This is a genomic window from Corynebacterium comes, from assembly GCF_009734405.1.
Classification (GTDB): Bacteria; Actinomycetota; Actinomycetes; order Mycobacteriales; family Mycobacteriaceae; genus Corynebacterium; species Corynebacterium comes.
Window position 1 is genome coordinate 2,668,565 of record NZ_CP046453.1, and the last position, 22,593, is coordinate 2,691,157.

The 22,593-nt window shown below is 62.6% G+C and carries 19 protein-coding genes and 3 rRNA genes; 6 read left to right on the forward strand and 16 right to left on the reverse strand.

The features are described from left to right. Window positions 1-58 precede the first annotated feature (58 nt). The 7 genes from CETAM_RS12655 to CETAM_RS12685 all read right to left on the reverse strand — a co-directional run bounded on the left by CETAM_RS12655 (window position 59) and on the right by CETAM_RS12685 (window position 8,027). The gene (locus CETAM_RS12655) at window positions 59-307 is read right to left on the reverse strand and encodes a hypothetical protein (protein ID WP_156229176.1); all 249 of its coding nucleotides are present in this window, start codon (window positions 305-307) and stop codon (window positions 59-61) included. Between the two features lie 105 nt (window positions 308-412). Next, complete coding sequence (locus CETAM_RS12660) at window positions 413-913, reverse strand: SRPBCC family protein (RefSeq protein ID WP_156229177.1); 501 nt, start codon at window positions 911-913, stop codon at window positions 413-415. 38 nt (window positions 914-951) lie between these two features. Continuing rightward, entirely contained in the window at window positions 952-1,419 is a 468-nt protein-coding gene (locus CETAM_RS14000; protein ID WP_330221204.1) for an IS110 family transposase, read from the reverse strand. Between the two features lie 205 nt (window positions 1,420-1,624). Beyond that, window positions 1,625-1,742, reverse strand: a 5S ribosomal RNA gene (rrf, locus tag CETAM_RS12670). Between the two features lie 152 nt (window positions 1,743-1,894). Next, a 23S ribosomal RNA gene (locus CETAM_RS12675) occupies window positions 1,895-4,982 on the reverse strand. Window positions 4,983-5,452: 470 nt separating this feature from the next. After that, window positions 5,453-6,973: ribosomal RNA gene (locus CETAM_RS12680) — 16S ribosomal RNA — on the reverse strand. Together the 16S, 23S and 5S rRNA genes form the textbook arrangement of a ribosomal RNA operon. A 679-nt stretch (window positions 6,974-7,652) precedes the next feature. Beyond that, window positions 7,653-8,027 (reverse strand): GntR family transcriptional regulator, encoded by a 375-nt coding sequence (locus tag CETAM_RS12685; RefSeq protein ID WP_156229178.1) that lies wholly within the window; start codon window positions 8,025-8,027, stop codon window positions 7,653-7,655. A gap of 200 nt (window positions 8,028-8,227) precedes the next feature. Here CETAM_RS12685 and CETAM_RS12690 point away from each other — a divergent pair, with 200 nt between their 5' ends. After that, on the forward strand, window positions 8,228-9,433 hold the full coding sequence (locus tag CETAM_RS12690) for an NYN domain-containing protein (RefSeq protein WP_156229179.1): 1,206 nt from the start codon (window positions 8,228-8,230) through the stop codon (window positions 9,431-9,433). 6 nt (window positions 9,434-9,439) lie between these two features. Here the strand turns inward: CETAM_RS12690 and CETAM_RS12695 are convergent, their stop codons facing one another. After that, complete coding sequence (locus CETAM_RS12695; protein WP_156229180.1) at window positions 9,440-10,306, reverse strand: PspA/IM30 family protein; 867 nt, start codon at window positions 10,304-10,306, stop codon at window positions 9,440-9,442. 173 nt (window positions 10,307-10,479) lie between these two features. Then, window positions 10,480-10,863 carry a thioredoxin gene (gene trxA, locus CETAM_RS12700; protein WP_156229181.1) on the reverse strand — a complete coding sequence of 128 codons (384 nt, stop codon included), beginning with the start codon at window positions 10,861-10,863 and terminating at the stop codon, window positions 10,480-10,482. A gap of 143 nt (window positions 10,864-11,006) precedes the next feature. Between trxA and CETAM_RS12705 the strand changes: the two genes are divergently transcribed. The 4 genes from CETAM_RS12705 to CETAM_RS12720 all read left to right on the forward strand — a co-directional run bounded on the left by CETAM_RS12705 (window position 11,007) and on the right by CETAM_RS12720 (window position 15,273). Further along, complete coding sequence (locus tag CETAM_RS12705) at window positions 11,007-11,213, forward strand: heavy-metal-associated domain-containing protein (RefSeq protein ID WP_156229182.1); 207 nt, start codon at window positions 11,007-11,009, stop codon at window positions 11,211-11,213. Between the two features lie 75 nt (window positions 11,214-11,288). Further along, a complete protein-coding gene (locus tag CETAM_RS12710) occupies window positions 11,289-11,495 on the forward strand; it encodes a heavy-metal-associated domain-containing protein (RefSeq protein ID WP_156229183.1) in 207 nt (68 codons plus the stop codon). A 119-nt stretch (window positions 11,496-11,614) separates the two neighbouring features. Beyond that, window positions 11,615-13,888, forward strand: coding sequence for a heavy metal translocating P-type ATPase (locus tag CETAM_RS12715; protein ID WP_156229184.1), 2,274 nt, complete (start codon window positions 11,615-11,617; stop codon window positions 13,886-13,888). A 44-nt stretch (window positions 13,889-13,932) separates the two neighbouring features. Then, the gene (locus CETAM_RS12720; protein WP_156229185.1) at window positions 13,933-15,273 is read left to right on the forward strand and encodes an MFS transporter; all 1,341 of its coding nucleotides are present in this window, start codon (window positions 13,933-13,935) and stop codon (window positions 15,271-15,273) included. Between the two features lie 5 nt (window positions 15,274-15,278). Here CETAM_RS12720 and CETAM_RS12725 read toward each other — a convergent pair whose 3' ends face one another. Beyond that, window positions 15,279-15,449, reverse strand: coding sequence for a hypothetical protein (locus CETAM_RS12725; protein ID WP_156229186.1), 171 nt, complete (start codon window positions 15,447-15,449; stop codon window positions 15,279-15,281). A gap of 377 nt (window positions 15,450-15,826) precedes the next feature. On the opposite strand from CETAM_RS12725, the gene CETAM_RS12730 reads away from it, so the two are divergent. After that, window positions 15,827-17,008: an MFS transporter gene (locus CETAM_RS12730; protein WP_156229187.1), complete on the forward strand. Its 1,182-nt coding sequence runs from the start codon at window positions 15,827-15,829 to the stop codon at window positions 17,006-17,008. A 194-nt stretch (window positions 17,009-17,202) separates the two neighbouring features. Here the strand turns inward: CETAM_RS12730 and dnaB are convergent, their stop codons facing one another. From dnaB to CETAM_RS12760, 6 genes are all read right to left on the reverse strand, one after another. After that, on the reverse strand, window positions 17,203-18,696 hold the full coding sequence (gene dnaB / locus CETAM_RS12735) for a replicative DNA helicase (protein ID WP_156229188.1): 1,494 nt from the start codon (window positions 18,694-18,696) through the stop codon (window positions 17,203-17,205). A 577-nt stretch (window positions 18,697-19,273) separates the two neighbouring features. Continuing rightward, complete coding sequence (gene rplI / locus CETAM_RS12740; RefSeq protein ID WP_156229189.1) at window positions 19,274-19,726, reverse strand: 50S ribosomal protein L9; 453 nt, start codon at window positions 19,724-19,726, stop codon at window positions 19,274-19,276. 97 nt (window positions 19,727-19,823) lie between these two features. Then, window positions 19,824-20,450 carry a single-stranded DNA-binding protein gene (locus CETAM_RS12745; protein ID WP_156229190.1) on the reverse strand — a complete coding sequence of 209 codons (627 nt, stop codon included), beginning with the start codon at window positions 20,448-20,450 and terminating at the stop codon, window positions 19,824-19,826. Window positions 20,451-20,536: 86 nt separating this feature from the next. After that, the gene (gene rpsF / locus CETAM_RS12750) at window positions 20,537-20,824 is read right to left on the reverse strand and encodes a 30S ribosomal protein S6 (protein WP_156229191.1); all 288 of its coding nucleotides are present in this window, start codon (window positions 20,822-20,824) and stop codon (window positions 20,537-20,539) included. A gap of 136 nt (window positions 20,825-20,960) precedes the next feature. Continuing rightward, a complete protein-coding gene (locus CETAM_RS12755) occupies window positions 20,961-21,158 on the reverse strand; it encodes a hypothetical protein (RefSeq protein WP_156229192.1) in 198 nt (65 codons plus the stop codon). A 7-nt stretch (window positions 21,159-21,165) separates the two neighbouring features. Then, entirely contained in the window at window positions 21,166-22,593 is a 1,428-nt protein-coding gene (locus tag CETAM_RS12760; RefSeq protein ID WP_156229193.1) for a glycosyltransferase family 87 protein, read from the reverse strand.

A 22,593-nucleotide genomic window follows, 5' to 3' on the forward strand; every position in this document is an offset into this window, starting at 1 on the left:
TGCGGGAGTGACCACCCCGTTCCTCATGGGGCGGGAGTCGGGGAACGCACCGGAGTGATCAACGCGAGATCGGTTCCACCGTGGCCCGCGCCTCCACATACGCGTACAACGAACCCGGTTCCCATCGGCTGTCGGTGACCTCGAAACCGGCCCGCTCCAGTGCCAGGGTCATCTCCGACAGCGGCCAGCACCAGGCAGGCGCCACCGGGTGCGGCACCTGCTCAATCTCGCTTCCGGCGAAGAAGGAGATCAGCAGTGAGCCGTGGTGCTGCGTGATCGCCCGGAGGTCATCCAGGGCATCCGGCAACTGTTCAGGTCCCAGGTGGATGAGCGAGTACCAGGCGAGGACACCGGCCCACCGCCGACCCGAATCCGCCAGGTCCAGGCGGGTGCTCTGGGCCGGATTGGGACCTCAGCTCTGCGGCGGAGGCACCGGGTGTTCGGCGAGCTCAGCAAGCCGTCCCAGCGTCGTCGTCATGCCCGAGCGGAGTTCCCCGGCCCGGTCCGTGCTACCGATCAGTTTTTCGATCATGAACCAGGCCGCGCGCGTCAGTGGTCGGGTGACGGTGTAGGACTCCCGGACCAACGTCGCGCCCGCCCCCTGCGGGAGGAACTCGTACCGCCACTCCAGGGTGCCGAAGAACGGTTCTGTCCGACTGATCGCGAACTCGCGGCCGGGCTCCGCGGCGATCACGACCGGGAAATTCGGCCACGTCCAGATCCCCCCGAGCGAGTTGACCGCGAGGAAGCGCGCCCCGACCTCAGGCCCGGTGGCGCCGCGGATCCATCGGGTCCGGATGACCTCGGGGGACAGCTCGGGTGTCCGGGTGATGTCCGAGACGATGGCGTAGATGTCCTCGGGCGAGGCGTGAATGACACGTTCCACCGTGTCGGTGGTGAGGGTCTGGTTCATGGATGGGTCCTTCCAGCCGGCCGGGTGACGGCATAGTTTCAACGTAGATTTGCCTGCGTAGCAGCGTCAACAGGTCGGCGGGAATGAGACTGAATTGTTCTCACCAACACCGCCTCCCCGCTAGGGTTCGTTCCATGACCACCCCACCACGCACCATCCTGATCACCGGTTCCACCAGCGAGTTCCTGCAGGTCGGTGAATATCTTCCTCAACTGGTCTTCATCCTGGGGCAGGGACTTATCGTAGATGATGTCGCCTGATACGAGCATTGCGCAAGCGTGGTGGTTGGTTTTGCCGACGTCCAGTCCGATGGTGACATCGATGGTGACGGTGGTCATGGCCGGCCTGCTCGTGTGTCGGAGCAAAAGTGACGGGTAGAGCTGTTCGTCGCTGGTGTCTCGACATCCGATGCTGACACCCACGTTACGAAGAGGGGCCCGACCCCCGGATAGTGGACACGGGGGTCGGGTCCATGAGTCAGACCACCCACACTCACCAACCATCATCGGTCAGCGAGCACGGTGGACCCCTGCGTGGTGGCTGCATGATCCTCCACGTCCGCACGGGCGGAGTGTCTTTCGTTCCCCCTGCCGGGGGGTGGGGATGCCGAAGCACCCGTCCCCGGTGACCGTCACACCCCACCACACGGGTGGGGGGTGCGACCATCACGAGGACGGGTGCTGGGGCTATGTAGTTGTGTTCAATTATTAGTGTCGGCGGTAACCTACTCTCCCACACCCTCCCGGGTGCAGTACCATCGGCGCGGGCAGGCTTAGCTTCCGGGTTCGGAATGGGACCGGGCGTTTCCCTGCCGCTATCAACCACCGACACATCCCACGGAACAACCCCCCACAAGAGGGGGTGGTGTCCCGGTGATACGGGTGTGCTGTGTCAGACACTGCATAGTGGACGCGGGCAACACTTACATATTGTGCTGCTGATGTGTTACGTGCGTTGCACACACCCCACGAGGTGGGATGGTATGTGTTTTTGTCGGTGTATTAGTACCGGTCACCTCCACACCTTACGGTGCGTCCAGATCCGGCCTATCAACCCCATCATCTATGGGGAACCTCAAAAGAAACCTCATCTCGAAACAGGCTTCCCGCTTAGATGCTTTCAGCGGTTATCCCTTCCGTACGTAGCCAACCAGCCCTGCTCCTGGCGGAACAACTGGCACACCAGAGGTACGTCCGTCCCGGTCCTCTCGTACTAGGGACAGCCTTCCTTAAGTTTCAACGCGCGCGGCGGATAGAGACCGAACTGTCTCACGACGTTCTAAACCCAGCTCGCGTACCGCTTTAATGGGCGAACAGCCCAACCCTTGGGACCTACTCCAGCCCCAGGATGCGACGAGCCGACATCGAGGTGCCAAACCATCCCGTCGATATGGACTCTTGGGGAAGATCAGCCTGTTATCCCCGGGGTACCTTTTATCCGTTGAGCGACACCACATCCACAAGTTGGTGCCGGATCACTAGTCCCGACTTTCGTCCCTGCTCGAGTTGTCACTCTCACAGTCAAGCTCCCTTGTGCACTTACACTCACCACCTGATTGCCAACCAGGCTGAGGGAACCTTTGGGCGCCTCCGTTACTATTTAGGAGGCAACCGCCCCAGTTAAACTACCCACCAGGCACTGTCCCCGACCCAGATCATGGGCCAAGGTTGAGGTATCCAATCCGATCAGAGTGGTATTTCAACAACGACTCCCACACAACTGGCGTCATGTGATCAACGTCTCCCACCTATCCTACACAAACCGAACCGAACACCAATACCAAGCTATAGTGAAGGTCCCGGGGTCTTTTCGTCCTGCCGCGCGTAACGAGCATCTTTACTCGTACTGCAATTTCACCGGGCCTGTGGTTGAGACAGCAGGGAAGTCGTTACGCCATTCGTGCAGGTCGGAACTTACCCGACAAGGAATTTCGCTACCTTAGGATGGTTATAGTTACCACCGCCGTTTACTGGGGCTTAAATTCTCAGCTTCGCAACCGCAAGGGTCACTAACCGGTCCTCTTAACCTTCCAGCACCGGGCAGGCGTCAGTCCGTATACCTCAACTTAAACGTTTTCGCACGGACCTGTGTTTTTAATAAACAGTCGCTTCCCTCTATTCTCTGCGACCACCACCAGCTCACGTTGCAAGAACGGTCACCGGTGCTGGCCCCCCTTCTCCCGAAGTTACGGGGGCATTTTGCCGAGTTCCTTAACCACAGTTCACCCGAACGCCTTAGTATTCTCTACCTGACTACCTGTGTCGGTTTGGGGTACGGGCCATGTATGTCCATCGCTAGAGGCTTTTCTCGACAGCACGGGATCACCGACATCACCCCGAAGGGCTACGCATCACGTCTCACACCTTGATGAGGGGCGGATTTGCCTGTCCCCTCGTGCTACACGCTTACACCACAATCCAATAAGTGGCACGGCTACCCCACTGCGTCACCCCATCGCTTGGCTACTACCAGATCAGGCTCCACGCACGCCCCGCCCCCGTCAGGCAAAGCCTGACAGGTGACGGATTATGGGTGGTTAGTATCACTGATTCACCATGGGCGCACATACACGGGTACGGGAATATCAACCCGTTGTCCATCGACTACGCCTGTCGGCCTCGCCTTAGGTCCCGACTCACCCTGGGAAGACGAACTTGACCCAGGAACCCTTAGTCATCCGGCGGGCAAGATTCTCACTTGCCAATTCGTTACTCATGCCTGCATTCTCACTCGCACACACTCCACAGCCCCTCACGGTACTGCTTCACCGCGTGCACGACGCTCCCCTACCCAACATCCACCAATGTGGATTGTTGCCGCGGCTTCGGCGGTGTACTTGAGCCCCATTACATTGTCGGCGCAGGACCACTCGACCAGTGAGCTATTACGCACTCTTTCAAGGATGGCTGCTTCTAAGCCAACCTCCTGGCTGTCTTCGCGATCCCACATCCTTTTCCACTTAGTACACCCTTAGGGGCCTTAGCCGGCGATCTGGGCTGTTTCCCTCTCGACTATGAAGCTTATCCCCCACAGTCTCACTGCTGCGCTAACTTAACCGGCATTCGGAGTTTGGCTGACATTGCTAAGATTGTAGTCCCGCTCAACCAACCAGTAGCTCTACCTCCGGCAAGCACCACGCAACGCTGCACCTAAATGCATTTCGGGGAGAACCAGCTATCACGGAGTTTGATTGGCCTTTCACCCCTACCCACAGCTCATCCCCTCAGTTTTCAACCTAAGTGGGTTCGCGCCTCCACGACGTCTTACCGTCGCTTCACACTGGCCATGGGTAGATCACCCCGCTTCGGGTCCAGGACATGCCACTAGATCACACTAGTTAGTATTCGCTTTCGCTACGGCTACCCCACAACGGGTTAACCTCGCGACATGCCGCTGACTCGCAGGCTCATTCTTCCAAAGGCACGCCATCACACACAAGAGGTGCTCTGACGGATTGTAGGCACATGGTTTCAGGTACTATTTCACTCCCCTCCCGGGGTACTTTTCACCATTCCCTCACGGTACTAATCCGCTATCGGTCATACTGGGTATTTAGGCTTACCGGGTGGTCCCGGCAGATTCACAGCAGATTTCACGTGCCCGCTGCTACTCGGGAATACGACAACACGGCACACACAGTCTTCACGTACGGGACTCTCACCCGCTCCGGTGGGCCTTCCCAGACCACTTCCGCTGACCACATGCACATCGTGCGGGCAGCCGGCAGGCCACCCCCATCGCATCCCACAACACCGCATGTGCAACCCCTGCCGGGTATCACACACACACGGTTTAGCCTCATCCGCGTTCGCTCGCCGCTACTGACGGAATCATTACCTTATTTTCTCTTCCTACGGGTACTGAGATGTTTCACTTCCCCGCGTCAACCTCCACCACAGCTATGAATTCACTGTGAGGTGACCACCCATAACGGTGGCCGGGTTTCCCCATTCGGACATCCTCGGATCAACGCTCAGTTGGCAGCTCCCCGAGGCATAACGCAGCCTCTCACGTCCTTCATCGGCCCAGTATGCCAAGGCATCCACCATGCGCCCTTACTACAAACACATTCCACCGACCCACCCACCCCCACAACAGGGACAGGCCGACCGGCGGGTGAACTAACACTCACACAAACATTCACCGCACACCCTCCCCCACCCGAAAGCAGGGACAAAGGCACACGGCACACACAAAATAAAGATGCTCGCGTCCACTATACAGTTCTCACACAACACACCACCCACCCCCACCGGCACCCGCACCGGGACACCACCGACCCCCCACAAGGAGGACCCGGCAGCACCCCGGTACCCACGGCACCGACGAAACATAGGTGATCACCGAAACAACAATGTTGTCCCAGACACCCAACAGCGTGCCAACATACCCTCTTCAACGTCTGTGACCCCGGCTGAAATTCGCCCACCCTCACGGTGTGCGTCCACCCGATTATCTGTTCGCCGGCGGGTTGACATTCGCAACCCCAACCAGCGGATGCGACGCCGCTACCGCGACGCCGACTGTCAAGCTCCTTAGAAAGGAGGTGATCCAGCCGCACCTTCCGGTACGGCTACCTTGTTACGACTTCGTCCCAATCGCCGATCCCACCTTCGACAGCTCCCTCCCACAAAGGGGTTGGGCCACTGGCTTCGGGTGTTACCAACTTTCATGACGTGACGGGCGGTGTGTACAAGGCCCGGGAACGTATTCACCGCAGCGTTGCTGATCTGCGATTACTAGCGACTCCGACTTCATGGGGTCGAGTTGCAGACCCCAATCCGAACTGAGGCCGGCTTTGAAGGATTAGCGCACTCTCGCGAGTTGGCGACCTGCTGTACCGACCATTGTAGCATGTGTGAAGCCCTGGACATAAGGGGCATGATGATTTGACGTCGTCCCCACCTTCCTCCGAGTTGACCCCGGCAGTCTCTCATGAGTCCCCACCATGACGTGCTGGCAACATAAGACAAGGGTTGCGCTCGTTGCGGGACTTAACCCAACATCTCACGACACGAGCTGACGACAACCATGCACCACCTGTACACCGACCACAAGGGAAGACGTATCTCTACGCCGGTCCGGTGTATGTCAAGCCCAGGTAAGGTTCTTCGCGTTGCATCGAATTAATCCACATGCTCCGCCGCTTGTGCGGGCCCCCGTCAATTCCTTTGAGTTTTAGCCTTGCGGCCGTACTCCCCAGGCGGGGCGCTTAATGCGTTAGCTACGGCACAGAAGACGTGGAAGTCCCCTACACCTAGCGCCCACCGTTTACGGCATGGACTACCAGGGTATCTAATCCTGTTCGCTACCCATGCTTTCGCTCCTCAGCGTCAGTAACTGCCCAGAGACCTGCCTTCGCCATTGGTGTTCCTCCTGATATCTGCGCATTTCACCGCTACACCAGGAATTCCAGTCTCCCCTACAGCACTCAAGTATTGCCCGTATCGCCTGCACGCCCGAGGTTGAGCCCCGGAATTTCACAGACGACGTGACAAACCACCTACGAGCTCTTTACGCCCAGTAATTCCGGACAACGCTCGCACCCTACGTATTACCGCGGCTGCTGGCACGTAGTTAGCCGGTGCTTCTTATACAGGTACCGTCATTTTCACTTCGTCCCTGTCGAAAGAGGTTTACAACCCGAAGGCCGTCATCCCCCACGCGGCGTCGCTGCATCAGGCTTCCGCCCATTGTGCAATATTCCCCACTGCTGCCTCCCGTAGGAGTCTGGGCCGTATCTCAGTCCCAATGTGGCCGTCCACCCTCTCAGGCCGGCTACCCGTCGACGCCTTGGTAGGCCATTACCCCACCAACAAGCTGATAGGCCGCGGGCTCATCCTGCACCGGAAAAACCTTTCCACCCCCCACACTAAAGAGAGGTCCTATCCGGTATTAGACCCAGTTTCCCAGGCTTATCCCGAAGTGCAGGGCAGATCACCCACGTGTTACTCACCCGTTCGCCACTCGAGTACTCCCGAAGGAGCCTTTCCGTTCGACTTGCATGTGTTAAGCACGCCGCCAGCGTTCGTCCTGAGCCAGGATCAAACTCTCCACAAAAACTTCAGAAAAAGTCTCAGGCGTAGAAAGCCCAAACCCAACCAAAAACAAACAACCAGCACACCACCACCCCGAAAGGCGATGATGTTTCAGTTGATTGCCAAAAAACAACCACAGCCACCCCGAACCACAAAAGGGTCCGGGACACCATGATCACCTAAAAAAATCTGTGACCCCTCACCCACCCTGACGGGGAAGGAAACGGGGGCCACCTACTTCCTATCAGCGACCATGACCATGCCTGCGCCACAACAACTCACACGATGACAACCACCGCGCGCATTATTTACAGTGGCACCCGTTATGAACAGGTACCACCCGGCACACACCCACCCCACCCCCACAACACGGGGAGTCAGGGCCGATGAACGACACAACCAAAGTCACAAACAAAAGTACATTGGCACACTATTGAGTTCTCACACAACATCCGCACACCGATCACCGTGTCCCTCACGGGCCCCGGCTGTCCAGCAGCTTGATTGAACTTACCGATCCGGTCTGACCGTGTCAACTCCGGACGGAAACATTCGTTTCCTGTTGCCCACCCGGCCACCTTGCGGTAACCGTTCCTGGCAACGAGAATGACTATACGGACGTTCCGCCCGAACACTAAATCACCAGGTCACACACCCCTTCCAACCACAAACAACGGCTGCGCGGCGTCATGGACAGGCTTTCAGCCATAAAGGCCACGGCTTTCGGCGACGGCGTCGACAAGCTCACGCAGTTCCTTCTTGGTGAGGTTGAGTTTGACGGCTTCGTCTACGAGCGGGACGAGGTAGCCGGCGGTGAAGTTCTCCCGGCGGCGATCGAGGATGAGTGCGTGAGCCTCTCCAGTAACAAACATGCCGATCCCCCGACGCTTGACCAACACTCCTCTATTCACGAGGAGACTCAACCCCTTCCTGGCGGTGGCGGGATTGATGTCATGGAACTTCGACAGTTCGTTGGTGGAGGGGGCACGGTCGCCGGCTGCGAGATCGCCGTGGACGATGTAGTCCTCGATGAGCATGGCGATCTGCCGGAAGAGTGGCGCTGTGGAGTCATCCATTGCTCATCCCCGCAGGTTCAGTGGTTCATTAGTTCACCCCTCAACCTAGTCGAGGTTCGTGCAGGGACTCCTCTTCCATGCTCAAGCTGCGAATCTGCCTCTAATCTTCTGCCCGTCGTCGACGCAGCCCCCGTGGTTGAGGCATGCTGGTAGGGACAAACCACTACTTAGCAACCAACGAAAAAAAGAAATTAGGAGCCATGCTTGAACGCACACTGGTCTTCGTCGACACCTCTTATCTACTTGCGAGCTTCTACAACTCCTGGGAGACGGGTGCGCGCGCCCAGTTAGAGATCGATCTGCCCGAGGTGGTCAACGTCCTCGGCTCCATGATCCAGAACCAGCTTCACCAGCCGATTCATCGACAACTCTGGTACGACGGTATTCCGGATTCCGGCCCTCACCGTTATCAGCGTGCGCTACGCACCTGCGATGGTGTGCAGCTGCGGGCCGGCCAGCTCATTGAATGGGGCGAACGCCGAACGCAGAAGGCGGTGGACACACGCCTGGTCGCGGACATGGTGGTCGCGGCCTGCCGTCAACAGGTTTCGGACATGGTCCTCGTCTCCGGCGACGCAGACATGATCCCCGGCGTACAGGAGGCAACCAACCTCGGCCTGCGGGTTCACCTCTACGGCTTCGGCTGGGATTCCATGTCCTCGGCCTTGCGCCACGCATGCGACTCCACCACCATCCTCGACCCGCGCGAGGACTTCGCCGACGCGATGCAGCTGCAGGTTCTCGAGGGTCCGCTGCCTCCCGTGGTCCGTGAACGGCCGCTGGCCGATGCCGAGCCCATCGAGGACCTCGGCATGACTGCGGTGCCCAGCCCGCACATCGGACCGGCCGCCCCGCGGATCCCGCAACCGACGTCGGAATCGACGGACCCGGTCAATGAGAAGAAGGAACCCCTGGCGTCAGCCGAGCAGGTGCCCTCCCCTGCAGAGATCCCCCTCGCCTCTGCCGTGGAGGCGGCGGTAGAGGCCGCTGTCGAGGCTGAGGTGGACTTCCCCGCTCAGACGGAGGCAGCTCCCCCCAAGCCCGGCCCCAGGCCCGGCCCCCCCAGCCCGTCGATGATGGCTCCGCGCCGCAAGCTGCGTTCCCGTTATGTGCCGCTGCCTGATGAGGTCTGGTCATCAGCGGGTTTCCAGACGCCCTTCGACATCGGCCAGCAGTATGCGACCTGGTGGTACGACAATGCCGCCACCTCCGAGCAGCGCGATCAGGCGCATCTGCTGTCTGGTGGCGGCCTTCCGCCTGAGATCGATCGCCCGCTGCTGCAGTTCGCATGCGAGACCCTCCACGAATACACCCTCAGCGAGGGTCAGCGGGTCAAACTCCGTGACGGGTTCCACTCGGGCATTCGCGGCGTTCTGATCAATTATCACCGCGAAGCCCCTGAGTAACGGACCCTACTGCTTGCCGCTGTCAGCCTCGCTGACGCGGTCAGCACCCTGTGCAGTCTCTTCGGCCGTCTCAACAGCGTCTGCATCAACCGGCTCCGCCTCGACCGGTGCCGGCTGATCGACTGGGCCTTCGGCCAGCTCCTTCGTGCCGTCGGAGGACATGGCGGCGCGGATCTCCGCGAGCCGGGCCGAGGCCTTCATGTCGGTGCCGGCCGCGGCGATCTCCGAGATCCGGTCATGCACGGAGTTCTGCGTCAGCTCCTGGGCGCCCAGGGCGTCCGCGTATCGACGCTCGATCTTCTCCCGCACCGCGTCCAGCGTCGGGACACTCGTGTCGGGGCTCAGCTCCTGCATGGAATCCATCGCCCGGGTGCTTGTCTCCTGCATGGCGGCCTGGTCCGCCTGTGCGCGCAGCTGATCTATCTGTGCCAGCTGCTCCTTGAGACGTAGCTCGGATTCCTTCTGCTGGCGCTGTGCCTGCTCGGCATTCTGGGAGGCCTGCGCGTGCAGTTGCTTCGTCTCCTCGACCTGCTGTTCCACGGCCACGAGCTGGGAGGCGAAGATCTCGGCGGTGTTGTTGTACTCCTGCGCCTTGGCCGCATCACCGTCCGCCGCAGCCTTGTCGGCAGCATGGAGGGCGGTGCGCGCCTGATCCTGGTGCTCCTGCTGGGACTTCAGGAGGCGATCCAGCTTCATCTCCAGCTGCTTTTTGTTGCCGATGACCGCGGCGGCCTGCTCGGTGATCTTCTGGTGCTGACGCTTGGCGGCCTCGGTGGCCTGTTGGATCTGTACCTTCGGGTCGGCATTCTCGTCGATCTTGGTGTCGAAGGACGCCATCAGGTACTTCCAGCCCTTGCTGAACGGGTTAGCCATGTCGTGGGTCTCGCTTTCTGACGAAAATGGTCACGAAACTTCAGTGTCTTAACCCACAGCCTACGGCGATATCCACCCGCCCGCCGCCCACTCGAGAAGCATTTCCCCATGCGAAAGGCCCGTCCGGGCACAGTTGGTCACGGTGTCCGGCCGGGCCTCGGGATACCTGGTGGCTACTGGCCCTCGGCGTCCCGAGCAGCGTTGGCCTCAGCGACCTCCCGACGGACATCATTCATGTCCAGGCCCTTGACCTGGCCGATCAGGTCCTCCAGGGCAGCCGGGGGCAGAGCGCCGGCATCGCGGTAGACCATGATGCCGTCCCGGAAGATCATCAGGGTCGGAATCGACTGGATCTGCAGCGCTGCGGCGAGGGACTGATGTGCCTCGGTGTCCAGCTTTGCGAAGGTGGCGTCCTGGTGCTTCTCGGAGGCCGCCTCGTAGGTCGGGGCGAAGGCACGGCAGGGACCGCACCAGGATGCCCAGGCGTCGACGAGGACGATGCCCTCACCGGTGACGGTCTCTTCGAAGGTGGTCTCAGTCACGTCGATGGTTGCCAAGGGGTTCTCCTGATTCGTGGTTTTGTATGGTCATATAAAGATCCGCGTTCCTATGCGGCTTCGTTCAGCTCAACCCTACCTGGCTGTCCCCTATTCCCACTCGCCTGCGATAGAGGATGTCAAGGCCCGGTGAAAGGATCCCCATGATCAAGCATTACGTCATTGAAGGCATGACCTCTGACCATTCCCGCACCTCAGTGGAGAATGAGATCAGCGATCTCCCAGGCACCCAGGGAGTGGAGGTGAATCTGGTGGCCGGCACCGTGTCCGTCACCGGCGAAGGTTTCACCGACGCGGACATCGCCTTCGCGGTGGAGAACGCGGGTTACACGCTGCGCCTCGAGCACTGACCCCTTGTCGCATACCCCGTAGGGGCATACGATCGGACTTCAGGAAGCATCTGACACCCGAAGGGAGCCGGTCACATGGCCGACATCACCAAGAACTACCAGGTCGAGGGCATGACCTGCGGACACTGCGAGAAGTCCGTACAGGAGGAGATCGGTGAGATCTTCGGCGTCACCGACGTCCAGGCATCTCACGAGTCCGGCACCGTCAGCGTCTCCGGCGCCGGATTCACCGACGAGCAGGTCGCGGAAGCGGTGGAGGAGGCCGGCTACTCCCTCAAGTAGCCGCAGGCCCTCAAGGCCCGGCACCCCGCCAGGGGTGGCGGGCCTTCCGCGTCCCTGCCCCATTGCCGAATACCCCCATGGGGTATATCCTCGAGAGTGGAGAAAGGACTGCTGCCGCCATGACACAGACACAGCCAGCCGTCGACCTCATCAAGGTCGACCTCGGAGTGACGGGCATGACCTGCACGTCATGCTCGGCGCGCGTCGAGCGCAAACTCAACAAGGTCGAAGGGGTGGAGGCCACCGTCAACTTCGCCACGGAGTCGGCGAGCATCTCCTACGATCCCGGCAAGGTGGACGCCGATTCCCTCATCGAGGTGGTCCGGGGCGCAGGTTACGACGCCTTCCGGCTGGTCGACGAGGCCGCGGCGGAGACAGAGACGACCGAGGGGGCGTCGATAAGCGAGGACCCGCACGAGGCCGCCCGTCGGCGCGAGGCCGCGGACCTGAAGCACCGCCTGATCATCTCCGCCCTCCTCACCGTGCCCATCACGTTGCTGAGCATGATTCCGGCACTCCAGTTCACCAACTGGCAGTGGGCGGTGCTGACTATGGCCACGCCGGTCTTCTTCTGGGGCGGTGCGCCTTTCCACCGTGCGACCTTCATCAACCTGCGTCATGGATCGTTCACCATGGACACCCTCATCACGCTGGGCACCTCCGCGGCCTACCTGTGGAGCCTCTGGGCGCTGTTCATCGGAAACGCCGGGCATCCGGGCATGACCATGGAAATGCACCTGTTCCCGTCCGGCACCTCGATGGACGACATCTACCTTGAGACCACGGCCGTGGTGATCAGCTTCCTGCTCCTCGGCCGCTGGTTCGAGACGAAGGCCAAGGGCCAGTCCTCCGAGGCGCTGCACAGGCTGCTCGACATGGGAGCCAAGGACGCCGCCGTGCTTCGCGACGGCCGCGAGGTCCGTGTCCCCGCCAGCCGGCTGCGGGTGGGAGACGTGTTCATCGTGCGTCCGGGCGAGAAGATCGCGACGGACGGCCGGGTGATCGAGGGTTCTTCCGCTGTGGATCAGTCGATGCTCACCGGCGAATCGGTGCCGGTGGAGGTGACCACAGGCTCATCGGTGACGGGGGCGACGATCAACGCCTCCGGCCGCCTGCTGGTGGAGGTCACCCGCACCGGAGCCGACACCACGCTGGCGCAGATGGCCCGCCTGGTCACTGACGCACAGTCCAGGAAGGCCCCCGTCCAACGCCTGGTGGACCGGATCTCACAGGTGTTCGTACCCACGGTCATCGTCATCTCGCTGATCACACTGGCCGTGCACCTGGCCACCGGATCCGGTCTCGCACCCGCCTTCACGGCCGCAGTCGCCGTCCTCATCATCGCCTGCCCGTGCGCCCTGGGCCTGGCCACGCCCACCGCGCTGCTGGTGGGCACAGGTCGCGGAGCCCAGCTGGGCCTGCTGATCAAGGGCCCGGAGATCCTCGAGTCGACCCGACGGGTGGACACCATCGTCATGGACAAGACCGGCACCGTCACCGAGGGCGTCATGTCCGTGTCCGCCATCGACGCGGCGGAGGGCTTCGACCCGCTCGACGTCCTGGCGAAGGCGGCGGCCGTGGAGGCCGCCTCCGAGCATCCCATCGCCCGGGCGGTGGTGCGCAGGGCAGAGAAGGAGACGGCTGTCCCTGAAGTCAACGACTTCCAGAACCTCGCCGGCCTGGGTGTGACCGGCACCGTCGACGGACAGACCGTACTCGTGGGCCGCCCCGCGGGCTCGCTGCCGGCCCGCCTGCAGGAGGCTGTCGATCAGGCGCAGAGTCAGGGCGGGACGCCGATCGTCGTGTCGGTCGGAGGAGTGGTGGCCGCAGTGATCACCGTGCGTGACACCGTGAAGGCCACCTCCGCGGAAGCGGTCGCCGAACTACGCCGGCTGGGACTGACACCGATGCTGCTCACCGGCGACAACACCGGCGCCGCCAGGGCGGTCGCCGGCGAGGTCGGCATCAACCCCGCGGACGTCATCGCCGAGGTGATGCCGGACGACAAGGTCGCGGTCGTCGAGAGGCTCCAGCAGGAGGGCCGCACCGTCGCGATGGTCGGTGACGGCGTCAACGACGCCGCCGCGCTGGCCCAGGCAGACCTCGGCCTGGCCATGGGGGCAGGCACGGACGTGGCGATCGAAGCCTCCGACATCACGCTGATGAACAACGACCTGCGTTCCGCGGTCGACGCCATCCGCCTGTCCCGCCGCACGCTGCGCACCATCAAGGGCAACCTCTTCTGGGCCTTCGCCTACAACGTCGTGCTCATCCCCGTCGCGGCGCTCGGTCTGCTCAACCCGATGCTGGCCGGCATCGCGATGGCCTTCTCCTCGGTCTTCGTGGTGTCGAACTCCCTGCGCCTGCGCAGGTTTCGTTCGCTGCACCGGTGATCTTTCCCGGGCCGGGCGCCTGTACCAGGGTTTAGGATCAATCCATGAACCAAGAACTGACCAGGAATCAACGGCTCGACAGGTTGCCGGTCACCGGCAGGCACCGGCGACTGGTCGTCGGATCAGGCATCGGCTGGGCCCTCGACGCCATGGACGTGGGCCTCGTCTCCTTCATCATGGCGGCGCTCGCCGTCCACTGGGGGCTCACCCCCACTGAGACGTCATGGCTCGGTTCCATCGGTTTCGTCGGAATGGCCCTGGGCGCGACCTTCGGCGGACTGCTCGCCGACAGGGTCGGCCGCCGCCAGGTCTTCGCCCTCACGCTGCTCGTCTACGGCCTGGCCACCGGCGCCTCCGCACTGGCCACCGGCCTGGGGATGCTCATCGCCCTGCGTTTCATCGTCGGACTCGGCCTGGGCGCGGAACTCCCCGTCGCCTCCACCCTCGTCTCCGAGTTCGCGCCACGCCGGGTCCGTGGCCGCATGGTCGTCATCCTCGAAGCTTTCTGGGCGGTGGGCTGGATCGCCGCAGCCCTGATCGGCACGTTCGTGGTCACCGCCGACGACAACGGCTGGCGTTGGGCGTTGGCGATCGGCATGGTCCCGACGTTGTACGCCATCTACGTCCGCAAGGGCCTGCCCGAATCCGTCCGCTTCCTGGAGGACAAGGGCCGGCATGAGGAGGCGGAGAAGGTCGTGGCCTCCTTCGAGGCGGAGGTCCGGCAAGCCGAACTCGAGCGTATCGACGCCGCCGAACAGCAACGCCTCCGTGAAGTTCCCCGCGAGGACCTCGAAGACTCCACCTCCATCTGGGACAGGTCACTGCGCAGACGCACCGCCGCGCTGTGGATCGTGTGGTTCTGCGTGAACCTCGCCTACTACGGCGCCTTCATCTGGATCCCGTCCCTGCTGGTGGCCGACGGCTTCTCCCTGGTGCGGTCCTTCCAGTTCACGCTCATCATCACCCTCGCCCAGCTGCCCGGTTACGCGGTGGCGGCGTGGCTCATCGAAGCCTGGGGACGCCGCAAGACCCTGGCGACGTTCCTCCTGGGTTCGGCGGCCTCCGCCCTGTTTTTCGGCACCGCGTCCACCGAGACGACGATCATCCTCGCCGGTTGCCTGTTGTCCTTCTTCAACCTGGGTGCCTGGGGTGCGCTGTACGCGATCGGCCCGGAGCTCTACCCTTCCCATGTCCGCGGTGCGGGCACGGGCGCTGCGGCCGGCTTCGGCCGCATCGCGTCGATCATCGCCCCACTGATCGTTCCCCCGATCCTGGCCTTCGGCGACTCCATCGCGCTGTTCAGCGTCTTCTCGGCCGCATTCCTGCTCGCCGCCCTTGCCGCACTCACCCTCCCCGAGCAGCGCGGCAAAGTTCTCGACGCCTGATTCCCTCAGGCGAGGGAGAGCATTCCCGCGAGCCTGCCCAGGAGACTGGGCTTGCGATCGTGGGTGAAGTCTTCGAGGCTGCGCGGGACGGCCAGGATCGTGGCACGCTCGGTGCGCTCAACGCGGATGGTGTTGTTGAACGCCGTGGTGTGGGGGTTGAACTCTCTACAGGTCATGATGTCCCTCCTTGGTTCGTTCTTGGTGCGCCTGAGTCTAGGAAGTTTTTGCAGGTCAGGCACCATTGGTAAGCCATGCCTTAGTAATGCACCCCTTAAATAGGCTCTCCTAAGAATGGCAAAACCGCAGGAGGGCAACCCTTTAAGGAGTGACCTTCCTCACCCATAGGCTCCCCGCGGGGAGCCACACCACACCTCGACCCACCCCATTCCGGGGGCACCCTCGCGCAGGGGGAAATCCCGGGGTCCACCAAGGGGTGGTCCCCATCCGGCGGTCACGGTGATATCGATGGCCGGCGCGGCCCATGCGGTGACATAGACTGTGCTGGCGATCACAGCGACAGTCCCCCGCCCCGGCCCGCCCAAGGAGACGCCCGATGACGGTTCCCGACCCCCGCGCCTGGCTCCGGGTCGGGCTGGGCATGGCCACCATCGCCTTCGGCGCCAACCTCTTCGCGCCCTTACTGCCGGCCTACCGGCTGCACGCGGGCCTGAGCCAGTCACAGGTGACCTTCCTGCTCGCGATCTACGTGCTCGGGCTCATGCCCGCGCTGCTCGTCGGCGGGCCCCTCTCCGACACCCGTGGGCGGCGAGCGCTGATCCGTCCCGCACTGGTGCTCTCCGGATTCGGATCAGTGGTTCTCGCCGCCGGAGCCTCCGGCTCCTTCCTTGCGCTCTCCCTCGGCCGCTTCATCGCCGGTGCCGCCATTGGACTGGTCATGGCGGCCGGCGCGGCATGGTTGCAGGAGCTGTCCACCGGCCCCTCGCACCTCGGGGCCCGCCGCGCGACGGTGTCCCTGTCCCTCGGGTTCGCCGGCGGGCCGCTCATGGCGGGGCTCATCGCCGAATTCCTGCCGCGGCCGGACCTGCTGCCCTACCTGGTGCACCTGGTTCTGCTGGTGGCCGTCCTCCCCCTGGTGTGGCGCACCCCGGGTGGCGCCCCGCATGCCGACTCCCCCCGTCGCAGCTGGTTCTCCCGCAGCGTCCTGTCGCGGCACTTCCTGTGGGCCGTGGCGGCCTGGGCACCGTGGGGTTTCGGGGCGGTGAGCACCTCCTTCGCCACGCTCACCGACCTGGTCAATGATCAGCTCTCCTGGCCGGTGGCCTTCACCGGTGTGATCGCCGCAGTCACGCTGGGCACGGGCGTCCTGATCCAGCCGACGGCGACCAGCTTCGGCCGCGACCTGGTGCCGCCTGCGGTGCTCGGCCTGGGCCTGGTCGTCGCGGGGATGCTGGCGTCCGCAGCGGTGGCGTTCACCAGGTCACCCTGGCTGGTGGTACTCGCTGCGGTCCTGCTGGGAGCGGCCTACGGCGTGATGATGGTGTCCGGACTCAGGGAGGTGCAGAAGATCGCCCCACCCGAGGAGCTCGGCGCCGCCACGGCGGTGTTCTACTCCCTGACGTACGTGGGTTTCTTCGCCCCGTTCATCATGTCCTATCTGGGCCCGGTGACCGGTTACCAAACGATCTTCCTCACCGGAGCCGTCATCGCTGCAGTGTCGATCATCCCGGTCACCCGTATCGCTGGCGGGAACGGACCCGCTTCGCGGCTTCGGTGATGATGTCCGCGATCTCGTCATTCTTCTCCACACCCGCTTCCCTCACCGCCTACTTCAGTTCCCGGAACGCCACCCCGAAACGTCCCCGCGGGTCCTCGTCGGACTGGTTACGGTAGTCGTCGAGGATCCCCGCCCATTCCGGGTGCGCATCGATCTCAGCTCTGCCGACCGGGGTGAGGGCGGCGAGAAGCGGACTATCCGCGCGCCATGTCCACGAAGCGGGAGAAGTGGAGTTGATGGGCGACGGTGACGGTGTCGATCGGACCACCACGGTGCTTGGCCAGGATGATGTCGGCCTCGCCCGCGCGAACGTCCTCCCGGTCCTGAGAGTCGGGGCGGTAGAGCAGCATGACCATGTCCGCATCCTGCTCCAGCGAACCGGACTCACGGAGGTCCGCCAGCTGGGGTTTCTTGTCGGTGCGAGCCTCCGGTCCACGGTTGAGCTGCGAAATCGCGATGACCGGAACGTCCAGCTCCTTGGCCAGTAGTTTGAGCTGACGCGAGAACTCGGAAACCTCCTGCTGGCGTGACTCGACACGTTTTCCGGAGCTCATCAGCTGCAGGTAGTCGAGGACAATGAGCTGGAGGTCGTGCTTCTGCTTGAGGCGACGCGCCTTGGAACGGATCTCCATCATGGTGAGGTTCGGGGAGTCATCGATGAACAACGGCGCCTCCGAGATCTGACCGGAACGGTTCGCCAGGGTCGTCCAGGCTTCGTCGCTCATCCGGCCGGAGCGCATGTCGGAGAGCTTGATGCTCGTCTCCGCGGACAACAGGCGCATCACGATCTCCGATTTGCTCATCTCCAGGGAGAAGATGGCGGACGCCTTACCGTGCTTGATCGAGGCCGAGCGCATGAAGTCCAGCGCAATAGTCGACTTGCCCACGCCGGGACGGGCGGCGATGATGATCATCTGGCCGCCGTGCAGGCCGTTGGTCAGATTGTCCAGATCCACGAAACCGGTGGGCACGCCCCGTGCCAGACCGCCGGTGTTGGCGATCTGGTCAAGCTCCTCCAGGGTGGGGGCGAGGATATCGCCGAGGATCGCATAATCCTCGGTGTCGGTCTTCTGGGCGATGGCGAAGACCTCCTGCTGGGCCATGTCGAGCACGGTGTCGACCTCAGCCCCCTCGTTGCCCTCGTAGCCGAGCTGCACCACCCGCGTTCCGGCGGCGACGAGCCTCCGCAGGATCGCCTTCTCCACGACGATCTCCGCGTAATAGCGGGCGTTCGCGGCAGTGGGCACCGAGGAAATGAGGGTGTGCAGGTACGGGGCGCCACCGACCCGCTCGAGATCGTTGTGCCGGTCCAGACGGCCGGCGACAATGACCGGGTCGATGTCCTTGCTCTCGCCGAACAGGTCGATCATCGCGGTGTAGATCAGCTGGTGGGCCGGATGGTAGAAATCCTCCGGGCTCAGCTCACCGATGATCTCCACGACGGTGTTGGGGCTGAGCAGCATCGCGCCGAGCACACCCTGCTCCGCCTCGCGGTCATGCGGGGGCTGCCGGTACTCCCCGAACGTGGGGGCGGAATCCCTCTTGTTCCGGTCGCGTTGGCGGCGTGGCGCGGCGTCCTTGAAGGCCTGCGTGGGCAGTCCCCCACCGCCCGTATCCTCCGGGAGGTCCGGTTCGGCCGGCGGCACATAGTCATCGTCAAAACTGGGGCCGCCGAGTCCTGAGGTCATGTGTTCGCGTCCGTCCTTTCCTCTGTGCACACCCCGGGAGGGGGCGTGGCCGGCTGTTCTGATCGCAGTCTATCCCCCGGAGGTGCCGGGAAGAATCCGCTCCTCAGCCGCTGTGGAGAAGACCGTTCCCAGGCTAAGAAATGATGTCAGTCACCCTAGTTATCCACAGGGCCTGTGGACAAGTCAAGGTAAACGGCAGAGTTTATCCCCACTGAACGCCCACGACTGTGGACAACCTGTGGACAACCTTCCGTCATGACAGCGGGAATTCTCCGATTCATGCAGGTCAACTAAAGTTTATGCCCTTGTGGACAACTGCCCGCCAACGGTGCATAACCCCTCCGACCAGTATGTTTGACAGCCGCCAAGATGCCAGGTAGCCCCAAACCCCGGGGTAAGCGGCGGGAACCACACGGTTACCGACAGGTTAAATGCAACAGGTTCTCCACAATTGTCCACAGGTGACAGAAAAAACCGACAGCCCCGCGGATCACGAATCCGCAGGGCTGTCGGTGTGCTGTTGTCGTTGGGTCGGCAATCCCGTTCACGCGGGATCCCGACCGTCGTCTGGCGCGAGTTACGCGGCGACGACCTCGAAGTTGATCTTGCCGGTGACCTCGGCGTGGAGCTGAACGATAACCTGGTAGTTACCGGTCTTCTTCACGAGTCCCTTGGGCAGCTGAATGTTGCGCTTGTCCAGGGTCGGGCCGCCGGCCTTCTTCACTGCGTCAGCAATGTCGTCGGCCTTCACGGAGCCGAAGAGCTTGCCGGAGTCAGAAGTGCGGACCTGCACGGTCACGCCGGACAGCTGCTCGAGCTGCTGGCGAACCTCGCGGGCATGGTCGAGGTCGCGGATACCGCGGGCCTCCTGGGCACGCTGAATGCCCTCGATCTGCTTCTCAGCACCACGGGTGGCCACAATGGCCATACCGCGGGGAAGCAGGTAGTTGCGTCCGTAGCCGTTCTTAACCTCGACGATGTCGCCTGCGACTCCGAGGTTGTCAACGGCAGCGGTGAGGATCAGCTTCATGATCCCTGCCTTTCGTTGTGTGTCCCTGGCCGGCGCTGCATGCGTTGAGCATGTGTGCTGTCAGGAAGAGTCAGTTGAGATGGGTTGATCTGCTCAATCAGAACGGAGGCTCGTCGCCGGTCCCACCGCCGAAACCACCGGCCGGCGGAGCGGAGCCCCACGGGTCGTTGGCCGGCATCTGGTTGGACTGGCCACCCTGCTGACCGCCGAAGCCACCCTGCTGTCGCTGGGGCTGCTGCGGCGGAGCCTGGTTACCCTGCTGACCGCCGAAACCGCCCTGCATCTGCTGGGGCGGGGACTGAGGCTGCTGAGGCTGACCGCCACCGAAGTTGCCGCCGCCAGAACCGCCACCCTCACGAGGGTTGCGGTTGATCTGTGCGGATGCGAACTTCAGGGACGGGCCGACCTCTTCGACCTCAACCTCATACACCGTGCGCTGTTCGCCCTCTTTGGTCTGATAGCTTCGCTGCTTCAGATATCCGTTGACGATCACGCGCATTCCCTTGGAAAGGGACTCGGCGACATTTTCGGCGGCCTGGCGCCACACGTTGCAGGTCAGGAAGAGTGCTTCGCCGTCTTCCCACTGCCCGGTGTCGCGGTTCTTGACACGGGGAGTGGAGGCGATGCGGAAGTTGGCCACCGCTGCACCCGAAGGGGTGAAGCGGAGTTCGGGATCAGCAACAACGTTGCCGATAACGGTGATCGGGGTATCTCCAATTGCCATATTGTTCAGCCTTCCTGCTTCGCGTGGGATGCTCGGCGACGTGCCTGCCTGGTGACGAGCGTGTGCTCGTCTCCCAGTATCCGTTCTTAAGCGTCGGTGCGCAGGACCTTGGTGCGCAGGACAGAGTCGTTCAGGTTAAGAACGCGGTCAACCTCGAGCACAGTCGCAGACTCGCACTCCAGGTTGACGACGGCGTAAACGCCCTCTTCCTTCTTGTTGATCGGGTACGCAAGACGACGCTTGCCCCACACATCAACCTTCTCGACCTTGCCATTGTCCTTACGGACAATTTCAAGGTACTTATCCAGGGACGGGGCAACGGTGCGCTCATCCTGGGAAGGATCCAGAATGATCATGATTTCGTAGTGACGCACGACCTCATCACCTCCTACGGTCTAGTAATTTGGTTCGGCCACACCCATTGTGGGCGTGACAGGAGGGTCTGTTGCGTCAAGCAACCCTCGCAGCCTACCGCAATTGTGCTGATATACGTTAATCGCTTTTCGACGGTCAGCGGGTGACATCGCCGGGCATCGTCGCGAAGAAGACCGCGAGGAATACCGGAATGACGGTGACGAAGATGAAGGCCGCGAGACCGAAGCCGACGGACCACACGGGGGGCTTCTTCTTCATGAAGGTGTAGAAGGCTGCGGCGATGCACAGGAAGCCGATGACGATGGAGATGATGCCGATGATGGTCGTGATCATGCGTCCATCATGGTCGACCCGGGGCGGGATCGGGTAACGCCAGTGGGTCCCTGCCCTGGTGGGCGGCTGCGACCTCATCCACCTCGTGGCCCAGCATCTGGCGGACGACGAGCACCGTCATCGTCACGAGGATGACCAGGCGGGCGATCAGGACGGCGTCGAGAAGCTCGGCGGGGATACCGTTGTCATCGGTTCCGAGCATGTGCCACATGAGAATCGGCCACACCAGGGCGTCGACGAACATCCAGGTGAGCAGGAGCCGCCATCGGGGCAGCGCCAGCACGGCGGGGACGATCAGCCACAGCGAGTACTGCGGGGACCACACCTTGTTGAAGAGCAGGAAGGCCACGATGATGAGGAAGAACAGTTCGGCGACACGGGGGCGTCGGGAGGCACGCAGCCCCAGGACCGCAATGGCCAGGCAGGCAGCGGCGAACAGCGCGAAGGAGACGGTGTTGAGGACCGGCACCGGCAGATCGGGCAGGAAAGTGTTGCGGGAGATGATCGCGTAGATCGTGGTCCACTCGAAGCCACGTTCACTGTTGAGTCGGAGGAACTCGCTCCACGCCACCGGATACATGACCATCACGGGCACATTGACTGCCAGCCAGGTCAACGCGGAGGTGACGAGCATGGTCAGAAAAGGAACCGGTCGACGATCCCGGACGGCGAGCACGAGGTAGGCGCCCAGGAGATAGAGCGGCCACAACTTGAACGCGGTACCCAGGCCGATGAGCACGCCCGCCAGACCCGGCCGGCCGCGGCTGACGGCGTGGAGCGCGCCGACCACGAACATGACCGACGGGATGTCCCAGTTGGTGAATGCGTGGACGATGACCAGCGGAGAGGCTGCGACGAGAACGGTGTCCCAGATGCGGTTGCCCGCGAGCTCGGCCACGAGCCGGATGGTGAACACCCACATACCCGACATCGCCAGAGCAGTGAGGGCGAAGTACCAGGAGGCCGCCGGGATGATCAGCGGAGTCAGCTCGACCAGCGGGTACGTCAGACGTGACAGTCCCGCCATGAACCACTGGAACACACCCGCCAGTACCGGGTACTCGAGGTAGCGAGTGAGGTCACCCTCCACCCAGGAGAAGGCGTAGGGGAAGCCACCCCTGTCCAGGCCACGACCGGCGTAGAGCGGGGTGATGTCGTTGTAGCAGGCGGCGACGTAATGACGGTTCCCGGACCAGTCCAACGAGATGAGGCCGTCCTCGCCGCGTGTCCCCTCGAGGCAGCGGGCCTTGGACAGGAAGCCGAAGGACAGGAAGACCAGGGCCACCGAAACGATCACCCGCAACGGAGTCCACCATCGCTGACGTCCCACCGCGGCGAACCGTCCGACAGGGCCACCGAGGAAGGAGATGACTCCGGCGGCGACCGGTTCGGTTGCCGCCGGGGAGATCCGCTCAGGGAGGTGACTGGTCTGCAT

Bases quoted from the DNA above. Each gene is read 5' to 3' on its own strand.
- CETAM_RS12695 (WP_156229180.1), bottom strand. From the start codon at position 10,306: ATGGCTAACCCGTTCAGCAAGGGCTGGAAGTACCTGATGGCGTCCTTC.
- CETAM_RS12690 (WP_156229179.1), top strand. From the start codon at position 8,228: ATGCTTGAACGCACACTGGTCTTCGTCGACACCTCTTATCTACTTGCG.
- rplI (WP_156229189.1), bottom strand. From the start codon at position 19,726: ATGAAGCTGATCCTCACCGCTGCCGTTGACAACCTCGGAGTCGCAGGC.
- CETAM_RS12660 (WP_156229177.1), bottom strand. From the start codon at position 913: ATGAACCAGACCCTCACCACCGACACGGTGGAACGTGTCATTCACGCC.
- CETAM_RS12725 (WP_156229186.1), bottom strand. From the start codon at position 15,449: ATGACCTGTAGAGAGTTCAACCCCCACACCACGGCGTTCAACAACACC.
- CETAM_RS14000 (WP_330221204.1), bottom strand. From the start codon at position 1,419: ATGATGGTTGGTGAGTGTGGGTGGTCTGACTCATGGACCCGACCCCCG.
- CETAM_RS12715 (WP_156229184.1), top strand. From the start codon at position 11,615: ATGACACAGACACAGCCAGCCGTCGACCTCATCAAGGTCGACCTCGGA.
- CETAM_RS12720 (WP_156229185.1), top strand. From the start codon at position 13,933: ATGAACCAAGAACTGACCAGGAATCAACGGCTCGACAGGTTGCCGGTC.
- CETAM_RS12705 (WP_156229182.1), top strand. From the start codon at position 11,007: ATGATCAAGCATTACGTCATTGAAGGCATGACCTCTGACCATTCCCGC.
- CETAM_RS12745 (WP_156229190.1), bottom strand. From the start codon at position 20,450: ATGGCAATTGGAGATACCCCGATCACCGTTATCGGCAACGTTGTTGCT.
- CETAM_RS12730 (WP_156229187.1), top strand. From the start codon at position 15,827: ATGACGGTTCCCGACCCCCGCGCCTGGCTCCGGGTCGGGCTGGGCATG.
- CETAM_RS12710 (WP_156229183.1), top strand. From the start codon at position 11,289: ATGGCCGACATCACCAAGAACTACCAGGTCGAGGGCATGACCTGCGGA.
- CETAM_RS12760 (WP_156229193.1), bottom strand. From the start codon at position 22,593: ATGCAGACCAGTCACCTCCCTGAGCGGATCTCCCCGGCGGCAACCGAA.
- dnaB (WP_156229188.1), bottom strand. From the start codon at position 18,696: ATGACCTCAGGACTCGGCGGCCCCAGTTTTGACGATGACTATGTGCCG.
- CETAM_RS12755 (WP_156229192.1), bottom strand. From the start codon at position 21,158: ATGATCACGACCATCATCGGCATCATCTCCATCGTCATCGGCTTCCTG.
- CETAM_RS12685 (WP_156229178.1), bottom strand. From the start codon at position 8,027: ATGGATGACTCCACAGCGCCACTCTTCCGGCAGATCGCCATGCTCATC.